The organism is Sphingomonas cellulosilytica (assembly GCF_052321755.1).
Classification (GTDB): Bacteria; Pseudomonadota; Alphaproteobacteria; order Sphingomonadales; family Sphingomonadaceae; genus Sphingomonas.
This window is the reverse complement of sequence record NZ_JBQRTT010000008.1, coordinates 101,668-116,126: the sequence shown is the minus strand read 5'-3', so window position 1 is coordinate 116,126 and position 14,459 is coordinate 101,668. Positions and strand designations below refer to the sequence as shown.

Sequence of the window (14,459 nt, the reverse complement as noted above, 5' to 3'; positions counted from 1 at the left end):
TTCGCTGGTCCCCCTCCCCGTGCCGGGGAGGAATGATGAGCGTCCGCACCACCTGTGCCTATTGCGGTGTCGGCTGCGGGATCGTCGCCACGCCGACCGGTGCGCGGACGGCGACCATCGCCGGCGATCCCGATCATCCGGCCAACCGCGGCCGGCTGTGTTCGAAGGGTACGCACCTCGGCGAGACGATCGGCCTGGAAGGCCGGCTGCTGACGCCGATGATCGGGCGCAGGCGCGCGTCGTGGGACAAGGCGCTCGATCTCGTCGCCCGCCGCTTTCGCGAAACGATCGCGCGGCATGGGCCGAACAGCGTCGCCTTCTACGTCTCGGGCCAGTTGCTGACCGAGGATTATTACGTCGCCAACAAGCTGATGAAGGGGTTCATCGGCTCGGCCAACATCGACACCAATTCGCGGCTGTGCATGGCGAGCGCGGTCGCCGGTCATGTGCGGGCGTTCGGCGAGGACGTGGTGCCGGCGAGCTACGACGATCTCGATGCCGCCGACCTGATCGTGCTGGTCGGCAGCAACACCGCCTGGTGCCACCCGATCGTCTACCAGCGGATCCGCGCGCGCTGCGCGGCGGGGGCGAAGCTGGTCGTCGTCGATCCGCGCCGCACCGAAACGGCGGAGGAAGCGGACCTGCACCTCGCCATCCGGCCGGACAGCGACGTCGCGCTGATGCAGGGGCTGCTCGCCTGGTGCCGCGCCGCCGGGGTGGTGGATGACGCCTATCTGGCGCGCCATGTCGCCGTGCCGGAGGACTTCTGGGCGTTTGCCGGTGGCAGCGACCTGTGGTCGACGGCGCGCGCCTGCGACGTGGCGGCGGACGACCTGCGCCGTTTCTTCGACCTGTTCGTCGCCAATCCACGGACGGTGACGCTGTTCAGCCAGGGGGTGAACCAGTCGCTGGCCGGCACCGATCAGGTCAATGCGATCCTCAACGTCCATCTCGCGACCGCGCGGATCGGCACGCCGGGGGCGGCGCCCTTCTCGATCACCGGCCAGCCCAATGCGATGGGCGGGCGCGAGGTCGGCGGGCTCGCCTCGTCGCTGGCGGCGCATATGGATTTCGCGCCGGAGAACGTGGCGCGCGTCGGCCGGTTCTGGGCGGCGCCGAACATGGCGACGAAGCCGGGGCTGAAGGCGGTCGACCTGTTCCGCGAACTGGGCCGCGGCCGGATCAAGGCTTTGTGGGTGATGGCGACCAATCCCGCCGTGTCGATGCCCGATGCCGGCCGGGTGCGCGAGGCGCTGGCCGCCTGCCCGTTCGTCGTGGTCAGCGACGTGATGGAGACGACCGACACCAGCGTCCACGCGCACGTCCGGCTGCCCGCCGCCGCCTGGGGGGAAAAGGACGGGACCGTCACCAATTCCGATCGCACGATCAGCCGCCAGCGTGCCTTTCTGGCGCTGCCCGGCGAGGCGAAGCCCGACTGGTGGATCGTCAGCGAGGTCGGCCGGCGGATGGGGTGGAAGACCGCCTTTCCTTATGGGCGGGCCGCCGACGTGTGGCGCGAGCATTGCCGGCTGTCGACCTATGAGAACGAGGGTACGCGCCTGTTTGCGTTGCCGGGCCAGGCCGCGATCGGCAATGCCTTCTACGATGCGATGCCGCCGTTCCGCTGGGGTGGCACGCCGTTCGCCGACGGGCGCTTCGCGACGCCCGATGGCCGCGCGCGGCTGGTGGCGGTGGCGCAGAAGCCGCTGGCCCCGCCCCTGTCCGACTGGCCGATGACGCTCAACACCGGCCGCTATCGCGACCAGTGGCACAGCATGACGCGGACCGGCCTGTCGCCCAAGCTCGCGCGTCATCGCGAGGAACCGCTGGTCGAGGTGCATCCCGACGATGCCGCCGCGCTGGCGCTGGTCGACGGCGGCCTGGCGCGGGTGGCGACGCCGCAGGGCGACAGCCTGTTCCGGGTGCGGGTGACCGAGGCACAGCGGCGCGGCGAACTGTTCACGCCGATCCACTGGACCGATCGGACGTCGACCGGCGGACGCACCGGCCTGCTGCCGCGCCCGCTGGCCGACCCGATCTCCGGCCAGCCCGGCTTCAAGGCGACGCCGGCGCGGATCGCGGCGGTGACGACGACGTGGCGCGGCTTTGCCGTGCTGGCGGACGAGGTGGCGGCGCCGCCCGACTGCCTGTGGGCGACGCGCATCGCGGTGCCGTGCGGAACGCTGTGGGACGTGGCGGGCGACGGCGATCCGGCGGCGCTCGATGCGCTGCTGCCGGCGGGCGAGCGGCTGGAGGCGATCGACGCCGCTCGTGGCACGCGGCGGATCGCGACCTTGCGCGACGGTCGCCTCGCCGCCGCGCTGTTCGTCACCCGCGACGGCAGCCTGCCGCCGCGCGACTGGCTGGTGGCGCAGCTTGTCGAGGCACGGGCGGCGCCGACGCTGCTCGCCGGGCGCGCGCCGGGGGTGCAGGTGGATCGCGGGCCGATCGTCTGCGCCTGTTTCGATGTCGGACTGACGACGATCCTCGCCGCGATCGCCGAACAGCGGCTGACCGATGTCGCCGCGATCGGCGGCGCGCTGAAGGCCGGCACCAACTGCGGGTCGTGCCGGCCGGCACTCGCCCGCATCCTGCAGGAAGGACGCACCCATGCCGCATGACGTCATCGCACCCGGTACGGTCTGGCTGGTCGGCGCCGGGCCGGGCGATCCCGACCTGCTGACCCGCAAGGCGGAACGGCTGATCGCCGCCGCCGATATCGTCTTCTACGACGCTCTGGTCGGGCCGGGCGTGCTGGCGCTGATCCCGGACCGTGCCGAGCGGGTCGGGGTCGGCAAGCGGTCGGGCCGCCATTCGAAGGACCAGGGCACGATCGACCGGCTGATCGTCGCGGCCGCGCTGGCGGGCAAGCGCGTCGTGCGGCTGAAGGGCGGCGACCCTGCGGTGTTCGGCCGCGCGACCGAGGAGATCCACGCCTGTGCGGCGCAGGGCATTCCGGTGCACGTCTGCCCCGGCATCACCGCGGCGAGCGCGGCGGCGGCGTCGGGCACGCTGTCGCTGACGCTGCGCGGCCTTGCCCGTACCCTGACGCTGGTGACCGCGCATGCGCGGGGGGCGGAGCCGCTCGATCTCGACTGGCAGGCGCTGGCGCGGCCCGACGCGACGCTGGCGGTCTACATGGGCCGCGCGGCGGCGGGCGAGGTGTCGGGCCAGCTGATCCGCGCCGGCCTGGCGGCGGATACGCCGGTGGTGGTGGCGGTCAACGTGTCGCTGCCCGACGAGCGGCTGATCCATGGGCGGCTGGATGCGCTCGCCTTCCTCGTCCGGGCGATCGGCGAGCGCGATCCGGCGCTGCTGCTGATCGGCGCGGCGATGGGGCAGCGCCCGCCCGCCTACGACCGCTCCGCCGGCGCCGCCGCCCTCCAGAAGATCGCATAGCCGAACAGGCCGGAGATCAGCGAGGCGACGAGGATGGCGAGCCCCGCCTGCTCGGTCTGGACCGGGTCGGCGAAGGCAAGTTCGGCGATGAACAGCGAGATGGTGAAGCCGATGCCGGCGACGCCGCCGATGCCGAGCACCATCCGCCAGGTGACGCCTTCGGGCAATTCGGCATGGCCGAGCCGCGTCGCCGCCCAGGTCGCGCCGAGGAACCCCAGCGGCTTGCCGAGCGCCAGGCCGGCGACCACGCCGAGCGCGAGCGGCGAATGCACCGCCTCGCCGATCAGGTCCGCCGAGAAATGGATGCGCACGTTGGACAGCGCGAACAGCGGCAGCACCACATAGGATACCCAGGGCGTCAGGACGCGGACCAGCCGCTCCGCCGCCTCGTCGGTCGCCGCCGCCATTTCGTGGATATAGCCGAGCCGGACCTGCGCCTCCTCGCGCGCCTCTTCGGCCGCGGTCGGATCGGGCGCATCTTCGGCGGCAGCGTGCGCGGCCTTGAACTCGTCGACCGGGCGCTGGACGCGCTCGGCGAACCGCCCTTCCGACAGGCGCGAGCTGGTCGGCAGCAGCAGGCCGACGGCGACGCCGGCGATGGTCGGGTGGATGCCCGATCCGAACACGCCGATCCACACGATCACCCCCAGCAGCACATAGGGGATCGGCGCCACCCAATGCACCCGCAGCAGCGCGAGGATACAGGCATAGGCGACCCCCGCCGCGAGCAGAAACCACAGGTGGATTTCCGCCGTATAGGCGACGGCGATGACGAGCAGGCCGAAGACATCGTCGATCGCGGCGAAGGCGAGCAGCACCGCCCGCACCGCGGCGGGCAGGCGCGTGGTGAACATCGCGACGATCGCCAGACTGAACGCGGTATCCATCGCCGCGACGACGCCCCAGCCATGCTGCGTCGACGTGCCGTAGTTGAAGGCGAGATAGATGCCGACCGGCACCACCAGCCCGCCGATCGCGCCGGCCACCGGGAACACGGCGGTGCGCAGCGAGGCGAGCGAGCCCTTGACGAATTCGCGCTTCACCTCCGTACCGATGATGAGGAAGAACAGCGGCATCAGCGCATCGTTGATCCATTCCGCGGCCGGTCGTGCGATCGCCCACGCGCCGTAGCTCACCCGCACGGGCCGATCCCACAGGCGGATATAGTCGGCGCCCCAGGGCGAATTGACGATGACCAGCGCGATCACCGTGGCGATAAGCAGCGGACCGCCCGACACCTGGCCGATGGCGAAGAACGGCTCGATCTTCTGCAACAGCTTCGCCGCCGGGGAATGGTGCGCCCGCGCCGCAACACGCCCGGACAGGCGGGGGGTGAGCGCCATGATCGTGCATTCTCCTGCGATTCGATCAGCATACGGTCGAGCGGGCACGACGTTCCGCGGGGCTGAAGATCATCGATAACTATGTCAGCATCGGACGGGACGCCACAGCCGCGGCCGTTCTTCACTATAGAACGATCACGTTCTCGATCACTGCGTTTCGAAATAGTGCTTTGACTTTCTCGCCCATGCAATCTTTTATTGTGGGGCCGGCCGGTCCGACTATGGTTGGCAGAACCCCCGTACGATAAAGCGAGTGCCCATGAATACCGAGATCAATACGGTCGAGCTTGCCACCGAACTCACCATTGCCTGGTTGAGCAACCCCAATACACGTACCTCGGCCGACGACGTGCCGGCCTTCCTCCAGTCGATGCATGCCGCGGTCGGCAAGCTGGCGAGCCCCGATGCCGCGGAGCCCGACCAGGGCACGCAGGAGCACACGCCCGCCGTGTCGGTGCGCAAGTCGCTGGCGTCGCGCGATCACATCATCTCGCTGATCGACGGCAAGCCCTACCGCACGCTGCGTCGCCACCTGTCGACGCACGGCCTGACCCCCGACGACTATCGCCAGCGCTACGGCCTGCGCCCGGACTATCCGATGGTGGCGCCGTCCTACAGCGAGAGCCGCAGCGCGATGGCCAAGACGATCGGCCTCGGCCGCAAGGCCGGGCAGAAGGTCGAGCGCGCGGCCGGCGACGCCGCCAAGACGGCGCGCAAGGGCGGCAAGGCCGCATTGCAGGCCGCCAAGGACACGCTCGGCTCGGCCGAGTAATTACGGAGGGCGGCGCGCGCATCCGACGGTGCGCGCCGCCCTTCCCCCCCTTCGTTCAGCGGTCGGCGGCGCGATGTTGCAGGCGGGTCATCGCCGCCGCGATGCGCCGGCCGAGCGCACGCTGTGCCGCGGTGTCGAGGTGCAGTCCGTCCGCCAATAGCGGCAGCCCCGCGGCGGGCACGAGCGCGACCCCCGGCAGATCGAGGCTGGCCTGCTGGCCCTGCACTGCCGCCCAGGCAGGAAACCGCGCCGCGTTGCGATCGGGCCGATCGGCCAGCGTGACGACGACCGCCGGCAGCCGTGCAGCGCGCAGGTCGCGGCGGAATGCGGCGATCAGCGTCCGCATCCGGCCCGACCATCTGGCCGCCTGCGCCATATCCTGCGCATCCGTTTCCCCCTGATACCAGAGCAGGCCGGCCACCCGGCCGCCGGCCTGCCGGACGCGCTGCATGCAGGAGCCGTACAGCGTGTCGCGGCCCGGCGCCGGCGTCCATTGCGCCATGGACGATCCGCCCTTGGCGCAGGGCAGCAGCGCGATGCGCCGTCCCGGCGCGCGCGGCAGGGCGCGAGCGAAGAACAGGCCGGGGCCGACCGCCGCCTTCGCGTCCGCCGACACGGGATCGTTCTGGCCGGCCGCATCGTCGAGCGGCTCGCGTGCCGGTCTCCACCGGCCGTCGTTGCCGTAGAGCAGGATGGCGGGGTCGACCGCGCGCTCTGCCTGCGTCAGGTCGGCCAGCGCGCCGCGGCCCGACATGTTGGATTGGCCGGCGAGGATGTAGACGTCGACCGGCGGTCCGGCGGGGACCGGCGCGGCGCCGGCGAGCAGCACGGCAGCGCCGAGCGCGAACGGGAATGGCAGGTGCGTCACCCGTACGATCATTCCATAACGGGGATCGATCGGGAAGCCATGCTTGCCGAGCGACCGGCGCCTGGGGTAACGGGCCGCTGCGGCGACCACGTTCCCGCCTCCCCTGGGGAGCATCAAGACCGGGACGGCCCGGCGGCACTCGCAATCCGTGGAGGCTGCCGTCATGGCATGGATCGTTCTCATCATCGCCGGCCTGTTCGAAATCGTCTGGGCGACCGCGATGAAACAATCGCACGGCTTCACCCGGCTCTGGCCGAGCGTCATCACCATCGCCGGCATGCTGGTGAGCTTCGGCCTGTTATCCTGGGCGATGCGCGCGTTGCCGCTCGGCACCGCCTATACCGTCTGGACCGGCGTCGGCGCGGTCGGTGCCTTTACCGTCGGCGTGCTGATACTGGGCGAGGCGATGACGCCGCTGCGGCTGGTCGCGGCGCTGCTGATCGTCGGCGGCCTGGTGCTGATGAAGCTCGCCACCCCCTGAAAAAGAAGGGGCGGCCTCCCGCGCACGCGAGGCCGCCCCCAGGTGGGAGGAAGGGGTCAGGAGATCAGAAGCGGACGCGGGCGCCGAACGCGTAGCGGCGTCCGGTGGTGCGATATTCCTTGGTCCGGCTTTCGACCGTCGAATAGATGAACTCGTTGGTGTCGGTGAGGTTGAGCGCCTCCGCCATCAGCGAGATATTGTCGGTGAGCGCGAAGGAGATGCTGCCGTCGAGCTGGCCATAAGGGGCGAAATATTCGGGGTCGCCGTTGCGCCCGCTCGCCACCTGCAGGAACCGGTCGCGCCAGGTATAGGCGAGCCGCGCCTGCAACGGCCCCTTTTCGTAGAAGCCGACGATCGTGTAGCTGTTCTTCGACAGCCCTTCGAGGCCGTAGCTGACGCCGGTCACCGCGTTGGTGTAATTGGCGCTGCTTTCGGTGCGGGTATAGCTCGCTTCCGTGCCGAAGCCGCTGAGCAGGCCGGGCAGGAAGTCGAACACCTGGCGATAGCCGACCTCGACGCCCTTCACCGTCGCGCCCTGCCCGTTGGTCGGCTGCGTCACCTGGAAGGTGACCTGATCGACCCGTTGCGGCGTGGTGCGCAGGCTGACGAAGGAGTCGATCGACTTGTAGAAGGCGGTCGCTGACAGCAGGCCGAGACGCGAAAAATAATATTCGAGGCCGAATTCCGCCTGCGAGGCGCGGAACGGCAGCAGGTCGGGATTGCCGCGGCGGATCGTCTCGTTGCCCGGATTGGTCTGGATGCTCTGCGCCGGCGACAAATCGGTGAGCGTCGGCCGCGTCATCACGCGCGAGGCGGCGAAACGGGCGACGAGCTTGGCGGTGAGGTCGAGCCGGATGTTCACCGAGGGCAGGAAATCGGTGTAATGGCCGGCGAAGCTGACCGGGACGACCGGGCTGACCTGGATGATGTTCTGCCCGAGGCCATTGGGCCGTGCGCTGATGATCGTGCGCGCGGCGCCCGATGAGGTGAAGCGCGTGTCCTCCACCCGCAGCCCGGCGTTGGCGGCGATCGGCAGGCCGAGGAATTCACCCTTCATGTCGAGCATCGCATAGCCCAGCCACACCCGCTCGCTGACCCGCGAGCTTTGCGAGGGATCGTAGGTCGGATCGACGAACAGCGAGCGGCCGTCGGCGGTGCGATAGTCGCGCAGCGCCTGCACCAGCGCGGCGGGATCGTAGTCGATCCAGTCGCGCACGATGTTCGCCTCCTGCTTGGCGAAGAAGCCGAGGCTGGTCGGACGGAACAGCGACGAGGGCAGCGGGTAGTAGATCGTGCCGCCGCAGAAGGCGCATTGCCCCGCGAAGGATTGCGCGGTGGTATCCACCGTCTTGATGCGGCGCTGGCGCGATGCGCCGACGCTGATCGCGACCGGGCCGCCATTGTCCCACTTGCCGTCCAGCTTGTATTCGAGCGTATCGTCCTTGCGCTTGTCGCCGCCGACGATGAAGTAATGCGCGCCGATATGCGTCGTATCGACCGGTGCGTTGGGATAGGCGGGGCTGGAGAAATCGTAATCGTAGAGCGGGCTGCCCGAGCGCCGGTCATAGGACATGGTCATGCCGGTGCGGCGGATCGTCGTGAAGTAATTGTCGTCGCGCACGTTGGTCTTCGCCGCCGAATAGGAGGCGTCGAAGGCGATGCGGAAATCGCCCGTCTTCCATTCGAGGTTGGAGCCGATCTGATAGGTGTCGGAACGGCGCGGCGTCTGCTGGATGATCTCGTCGACGAAGCCGCCCTCGATCTTCTGATAGACCGCCGAGCCGTTCTGCACGACCTGGTCGACGATGCGGCCGCCGCTGAAATCATAGGCGAGGCCGACGTAGCGATCGACCTGCCGCAGCCGCGAATAGAGGCCGTCGACGGTCAGCGTCAGGTTCTCGACCGGGCGATATTGCGCGGTGCCGTTGAGGCCGAGGCGCTCGCGGTCCCGGAAGACGAAGAACGGCGAGAGGTTGGACGGCATGTCGACGTTGGAAAAGGGCGCGACATTGGGGCCGGTGCGATTGTAGAAATAGTCGCCCGGGTTGATGCTGCTGCGCTTCACATGGCCGGCGCCGATGGTGAATTCGTCGCTGCGCTGCTTGCGGTTCTCGTAGGAGGCGACGAGCGCCAGGCCGAAGGTGCCGGCGGCATTGTGATAGCTGGCCAGCCCCGAGAGTTCCGGCCCGACATTGCCCGACATTTCGTTGTAGAAGCCGCGCGCGCTGCCGGCGATCACCAGCGGCTTCTGGTCGAGCGGGCGGATGGTGCGGATGTTGACGGTGGCGCCGATGCTGGCGCCGTTGATCGCCGCGGTCGGGCTCTTGTAGACGTCGGCGCCGACGATCAGTTCGGAGGGGATGATATCGAAGCTGAAGCGGCGGCCGGGATTGTCCGTGGCGATGACGCGGCCGTTGACGGTCACCGCATTGAAATCGGGGCCGAGGCCGCGGACCGAGACGAACTGGCCGTCGCCGCGGTTGCGCTCGATCGTCACGCCCGGCACGCGTTGCAAGGATTCCGCGACATTCTGGTCGGGCAGCTTGCCGATATCCTCGGTGGTGATCGAATCGACCGAGTTGATACTGTTGCGCTTGATATCGATCGACTGCTGGATGGTGCGGCGGATGCCCGTGACGACGATGTCCTCGCCCTCTTGCGCCGCCGTGTCGATCGAGGATGGCGGCGAGGTGGGGTCGGCGGCGGGCGGCGTGGTGGTGGCCGGCACCTCCTGATTGGCCGGGCTGGTCTGCGCCGCTGCCGGCATCGCCAGCGCCTGGGCCAGAACCCCGGTCGCGATCCCCGCCAGGATGTGGAGCGTCCTCGCCTTCATCGTCTATCCCCTCGTAGCGGCCGTCTTTGACTTGACCAAGAAATGCCAAAAGCACTATCTGATATCTCATCATAGACTTGTGAGATTTATGGTCAAGAGCCCTGTTGAACCGAGGGCGCGAGAGGAGTTCGGGAGTGTCTGGAATCACGCGTGAAATGCAGGCGGACGGCGTTGACCGGCGGCTGGTGACGGCCGGGCTGTTCGGGTTGCTGACGCCCCTGCCCGCCTGGGCGCAGCGTGCCTCGCCCCTGCTGTACGATGTGCGGACCTATGGTGCGCGTGGCGACGGCAGGACGATCGACAGCGCGGCGATCAATCGGGCCATCAAGGCGGCGCATGCGGCGGGCGGCGGCACCGTCGTCGTGCCCGCCGGACGCTATCTGTGCTTCTCGATCCGCCTGCTCGACCGTGTCACCTTGTACCTGGGCGCGGGCGCGGTGGTCGAGGCGGCCGATCCGGCGACGCACGGCGCGCGCTACGACCTGCCGGAGAACGACCTGGACGAGCAGTTCCAGGATTTCGGCATCACCCACATCCACAACAGCCTGGTCTATGCCGATGGCGCCACCAACATCGCGATCCTGGGGCCGGGCATGTTCCACGGCCTGGGGCTCGATCGCGAGGGGCCGGGCGATCGCTGGCACAAGCGCGAGGGCTGGCAATCCCCGGCCGCGCTCGGCGTCAGCGCCCGCGAACTGCGGCTGCGCGATCCCAAGGAACGCGCGCAGAACGGCCGCGCCAACAAGACGATCGGCATGCGCAACTGCCGCAATGTGCTGCTCCGCGATTTCACCGTGTTGCAGGGCGGGCATTTCTGCGTGATCGTGCACGGCGTGACCAACCTTGCCATCGACAATCTGACGATCGACACCGATCGCGACGGCATCGACGTCGATTGCAGCCGCGACGTGCGCATCACCAACTGCCTGGTCAACGCCCCCAAGGACGACGCCATCGTGCTGAAGAGCAGCTATGCGCTGGGCCGCAACGTGGGTTGCGAGGACGTGACGATCATCGGCTGCAAGACCAGCGGTTATCGCATGGGCAGCCTGCTCGACGGCAGCTACCAGCCATCCGACTATGTCGGGCCGGATCGCACCGGGCCGCTGGGGCGGATCAAGCTCGGCACCGAGAGCAACGGCGGCTTTCGCAACATCCGGATCAGCGACTGCACCTGCACCAACAGCCGCGGCATCCTGATCGGCACCGTCGACGGCGGCACGCTGGAGGATGTCAGCATATCGGGCATCGTGCTGCGCGATCCGGTCAACCATCCGCTGTTCGTGCACCAGGCGGCGCGGCTGCGCGCGCCGGCCGGTACGCCGGTCGGCCGCTGCCGCCGGGTGCGGTTCAGCGATATCACCGTCTCCGGCGCCGATCCGCGCTACCCGTGCGGCGTCGCCGGCATCGCCGATGCGCCGGTGGAGGATATCAGCTTCGATGGCATCCACGTCCAGCATCGCGGCGGCGGCACCGCGGCCGATGCGGCGCGCGTGCCGGAGGACCGGCGCGAGACTAGCCTGGAGGTGAGCTTCATGGGGACGCTGCCCGCCTTCGGCTTCTTCGGGCGACATGCGCGCGGGCTTGCCTTGCGCGACGTGACGGTCACCACCGATGCCGCGGATGCGCGGCCGGCGGTGGTGCTGGAGGACGTGCGCGGGGCGATCGTCGACGGACTCGCGACGCAGCGCGACCGGTCGAGCGCGGTGGTGACGCGCGACAGCAGCGGCATCAGCGTCGGCCGCGTCGAGCGGATCGCATGAGCGCGCGCCCGCGCCTGCTCGTCACCCGCCGCCTGCCCGATGCTGTCGAGCAGATGATGGCGGAGCGCTACGACGCCACGTTCAACCGCGACGACCGCGCGCTGTCGGGCGACGTGCTGCACGCGGCGCTGGCCGAATACGACGCCGTCGCGACGACGATCACCGATCGCATCGACGCCACCGTGCTGGCGCATGAGGCGCCGCGCACGCGCATCATCGCCAATTACGGCGCGGGCTTCGAACATATCGACCGCGACGCCGCCGCGGCGGCGCGGATCGCGGTCACCAACACGCCGGACGTGCTGACCGATGCGACGGCGGAGCTTGCGATCCTGCTGATGCTCGCCGCCGCCCGCCGCGCCGGCGAGGGCGAACGGCAGCTGCGCGCCGGCGGCTGGCCGGGCTGGCACCCGACGCACCTCGTCGGGCGCAGCATCACCGGCAAGACGCTGGGCCTGATCGGCTTCGGCCGGATCGCGCAGGCGACCGCCGACCGTGCACGGGGCGGCTTCGGCATGACGATCCTCTACACCAGCCGCACCCGCGCCGCGCCCGAGGTGGAGGCGCGGCATGCCGCGACCTGGGTGGCGTCGGCAGAGGACCTGGCGGAGCGGTGCGACGTGCTGTCGCTGCATGTGCCGGGCGGCGCGGCGACGCATCACCTGGTCGATGCGGCGTTGCTGCGGCGGATGCGGCGCGATGCGGTGCTGGTCAACACCGCGCGCGGATCGGTGATCGACGAAGCGGCGCTGGCCGCGGCCCTGACCGAGGGCCGGATCGGGGCGGCGGGGCTCGACGTCTACGAAGGCGAGCCGGCCGTCGCGCCGGCCCTGCTCGCCTGCGAGAATGCGGTGCTGCTGCCACACCTGGGCAGCGCGACGATCGAGGCGCGGACCGCCATGGGCATGCGCGTGCTGGCGAACCTCGATGCCTTTTTCGCCGGCGAGCCGCTGCCCGACCGGGTCGCCTGAGCGTGGAGGCCGCGGCGATCCTGTCGGCGGTGGCGCGCGACGCTGCTGCCGGATCGGCGCGGCCCGTCGTGATCGGCCTGTGCGGCGCGCAGGGCAGCGGCAAGAGCACCGCCGCCGCCCGCGCCGCCGAACGGCTGACGGCGGAGGGGCTGGCGACCGCGGTCCTGTCGCTCGACGACCTGTATCTGACGCTCGCCGAGCGGGTGAGCCTCGCCGCGACGGTGCACCCGCTGCTCCGCACGCGCGGCGTGCCGGGGACACATGATGTGGGCCTCGGCATCGCGCTGCTCGACGGACTCGCACGGGGCGGGACGGTGCGCCTTCCCCGCTTCGACAAGGCGGTGGACGATCGTGCGCCGACCGACGCGTGGCCGCTGACCCCGCCGGACCTGCGCGTGCTGCTGTTCGAGGGCTGGTGCGTCGGCGCGGTGCCTCAGGCCGATGCCGCGCTTGTCGAACCGGTCAATGCGCTGGAGGCGGACGAGGACGGTGACGGCCGCTGGCGGCGTTACGTCAACGATCAACTCGCCGGGCCGTATCGGGCGCTGTTCGCGCGGCTCGACCGGCTGGTGCTGCTCCGCGCGCCCGATTTCGGCGTCGTGCGCGGCTGGCGGATCGAACAGGAACAGGCGCTGCGCCGCGCTACCGGAGGCGGGATGAGCGATGCGGGCATCGACCGCTTCATCCGGCATTACGAGCGGCTGACCCGCCATATCCTGAAGGAGATGCCGGGCCGGGCGGACGCAACGATCGCGCTCGACCCGAACCGCACCATCATCTGATATTTCTGTTGCCACTACTGATCTATCGACGTACATCCTCGCCAACCGTCGATCGAGAGGAGCCGCAGCCATGGTCGCGCTGTACGACCGCAGCTATTCGCCGCGCGCGCTGGCCGAACATGCCGGCAGCCTGAGCCAGTTCGCGGGCGTCCGGCTGATGACGCTGGGCGATGGCGTGGAACGCGGCATCCGCTGCCTCGAATTCCGCACCGGCACGGGCTTGCGCTTCACCGTGCTGGTCGATCGCTGCATGGACATCGCCGATTGCGAACACCGCGGCCGCGCGATCGGCTGGCATTCGCCGACCGGCTTCCGCCACCCCGGCCTGCACGAATATGAGGGCGAAGGGGGGCTCGCCTGGCTGCGCTCGTTTTCGGGACTGATGGTGACCGCCGGGCTCGATCACACGCTCTTCATGCACGACGACGAGGCCGGCCACTACAATTACGGGCCGCGTCAGCGCGTCGCCTCGTCGCTGCACGGCCGCGTCGGCACCATCCCTGCCCGGCTGACCGGCTATGGCGAGCGCTGGGAGGGCGACCGCTGCATCCTGTGGTGCGAGGGCGTGGTGCAGCAGGCGACGATGTTCGGCGAGGACCTGCACCTCGTCCGCCGTATCGAGGCGGATGTCGGCGGCGATGCGATCCGGCTGCACGACCGCGTCGTCAACCACGGCTTCTACCGCACGCCGCACATGCTGCTCTACCATATAAACGTCGGCCACCCGGTGCTGGCGGAGGGCGCACGCTACCTCGCGCCGATCCGCGACGTGGTGTGGGCGGCGCACGCCGGCGAGGGCTATCGGGCGAGCGGCGTCGGCTATGCGGCGATCCCTGCACCGCAGGCCGCCTTCCACGAACAGGTGTGGCAGCACGAGATGGCGGCCGATGCCGACGGCCGTGTGCCGGTGGCGCTGGTCAACGACGCGCTCGGCTTCGGCTTCCAGGTCGAGACGGCGAAGGCGCAATTCCCCTGCCAATACGAATGGCAGGCGTTGCAGGCTGGGCAATATGCGCTGGGAATCGAGCCCTCGACCAACCACGTGCTCGGCAAAAGCTTCGCGCGCGAGCGGGGCGAGTTGATCGAACTGGAGCATGGCGAGGAGCGGCGCTACGACACGATCTTCACCGTACTCGATGGCCGCGACGCTCTTGCTGCGGCGGAGGCGCGCATCCGCGGCATCGCGGAGCAGCCCGCCGATCCCTTTCCGGAGCCGAGCGGCGACTATCCGGCGATCGTGCGATGAG

Annotated in this window: 11 protein-coding genes; 8 read left to right on the top strand and 3 right to left on the bottom strand. The window is 69.7% G+C overall.

Features of this window, described 5'->3' with window-relative positions:
* Positions 1-32: 32 nt before the first annotated feature.
* Positions 33-2,621, top strand: a complete 2,589-nt coding sequence (locus ACTZQ5_RS12585) for a molybdopterin-dependent oxidoreductase (protein WP_443585533.1) — start codon at positions 33-35, stop codon at positions 2,619-2,621.
* A complete protein-coding gene (cobA, locus tag ACTZQ5_RS12580; protein WP_443585532.1) occupies positions 2,611-3,399 on the top strand; it encodes a uroporphyrinogen-III C-methyltransferase in 789 nt (262 codons plus the stop codon). The genes ACTZQ5_RS12585 and cobA overlap by 11 nt, the downstream gene beginning before the upstream one ends.
* On the opposite strand, the gene nhaA is transcribed toward cobA, so the two are convergent.
* Entirely contained in the window at positions 3,354-4,742 is a 1,389-nt protein-coding gene (gene nhaA / locus ACTZQ5_RS12575; RefSeq protein ID WP_443585531.1) for a Na+/H+ antiporter NhaA, read from the bottom strand. The genes cobA and nhaA overlap by 46 nt on opposite strands.
* 259 nt (positions 4,743-5,001) lie before the next feature.
* Here nhaA and ACTZQ5_RS12570 point away from each other — a divergent pair, with 259 nt between their 5' ends.
* Positions 5,002-5,514: a Ros/MucR family transcriptional regulator gene (locus ACTZQ5_RS12570; RefSeq protein WP_443585530.1), complete on the top strand. Its 513-nt coding sequence runs from the start codon at positions 5,002-5,004 to the stop codon at positions 5,512-5,514.
* A 55-nt stretch (positions 5,515-5,569) separates the two neighbouring features.
* On the opposite strand, the gene ACTZQ5_RS12565 is transcribed toward ACTZQ5_RS12570, so the two are convergent.
* On the bottom strand, positions 5,570-6,472 hold the full coding sequence (locus tag ACTZQ5_RS12565) for a sialate O-acetylesterase (RefSeq protein WP_443585529.1): 903 nt from the start codon (positions 6,470-6,472) through the stop codon (positions 5,570-5,572).
* A 73-nt stretch (positions 6,473-6,545) separates the two neighbouring features.
* On the opposite strand from ACTZQ5_RS12565, the gene ACTZQ5_RS12560 reads away from it, so the two are divergent.
* Complete coding sequence (locus ACTZQ5_RS12560; protein WP_443585528.1) at positions 6,546-6,863, top strand: DMT family transporter; 318 nt, start codon at positions 6,546-6,548, stop codon at positions 6,861-6,863.
* A gap of 64 nt (positions 6,864-6,927) precedes the next feature.
* Here the strand turns inward: ACTZQ5_RS12560 and ACTZQ5_RS12555 are convergent, their stop codons facing one another.
* Entirely contained in the window at positions 6,928-9,696 is a 2,769-nt protein-coding gene (locus ACTZQ5_RS12555) for a TonB-dependent receptor (protein WP_443585527.1), read from the bottom strand.
* Positions 9,697-9,830: 134 nt separating this feature from the next.
* Between ACTZQ5_RS12555 and ACTZQ5_RS12550 the strand changes: the two genes are divergently transcribed.
* The 4 genes from ACTZQ5_RS12550 to ACTZQ5_RS12535 all read left to right on the top strand — a co-directional run bounded on the left by ACTZQ5_RS12550 (position 9,831) and on the right by ACTZQ5_RS12535 (position 14,458).
* The gene (locus ACTZQ5_RS12550) at positions 9,831-11,459 is read left to right on the top strand and encodes a rhamnogalacturonidase (RefSeq protein ID WP_443585526.1); all 1,629 of its coding nucleotides are present in this window, start codon (positions 9,831-9,833) and stop codon (positions 11,457-11,459) included.
* A complete protein-coding gene (locus ACTZQ5_RS12545) occupies positions 11,456-12,430 on the top strand; it encodes a 2-hydroxyacid dehydrogenase (protein ID WP_443585525.1) in 975 nt (324 codons plus the stop codon). The genes ACTZQ5_RS12550 and ACTZQ5_RS12545 overlap by 4 nt, the downstream gene beginning before the upstream one ends.
* A 2-nt stretch (positions 12,431-12,432) precedes the next feature.
* Positions 12,433-13,212, top strand: coding sequence for a kinase (locus ACTZQ5_RS12540; RefSeq protein WP_443585524.1), 780 nt, complete (start codon positions 12,433-12,435; stop codon positions 13,210-13,212).
* 70 nt (positions 13,213-13,282) lie between these two features.
* Complete coding sequence (locus ACTZQ5_RS12535; protein ID WP_443585523.1) at positions 13,283-14,458, top strand: aldose 1-epimerase family protein; 1,176 nt, start codon at positions 13,283-13,285, stop codon at positions 14,456-14,458.
* The last annotated feature ends 1 nt before the right edge of the window (position 14,459 follow it).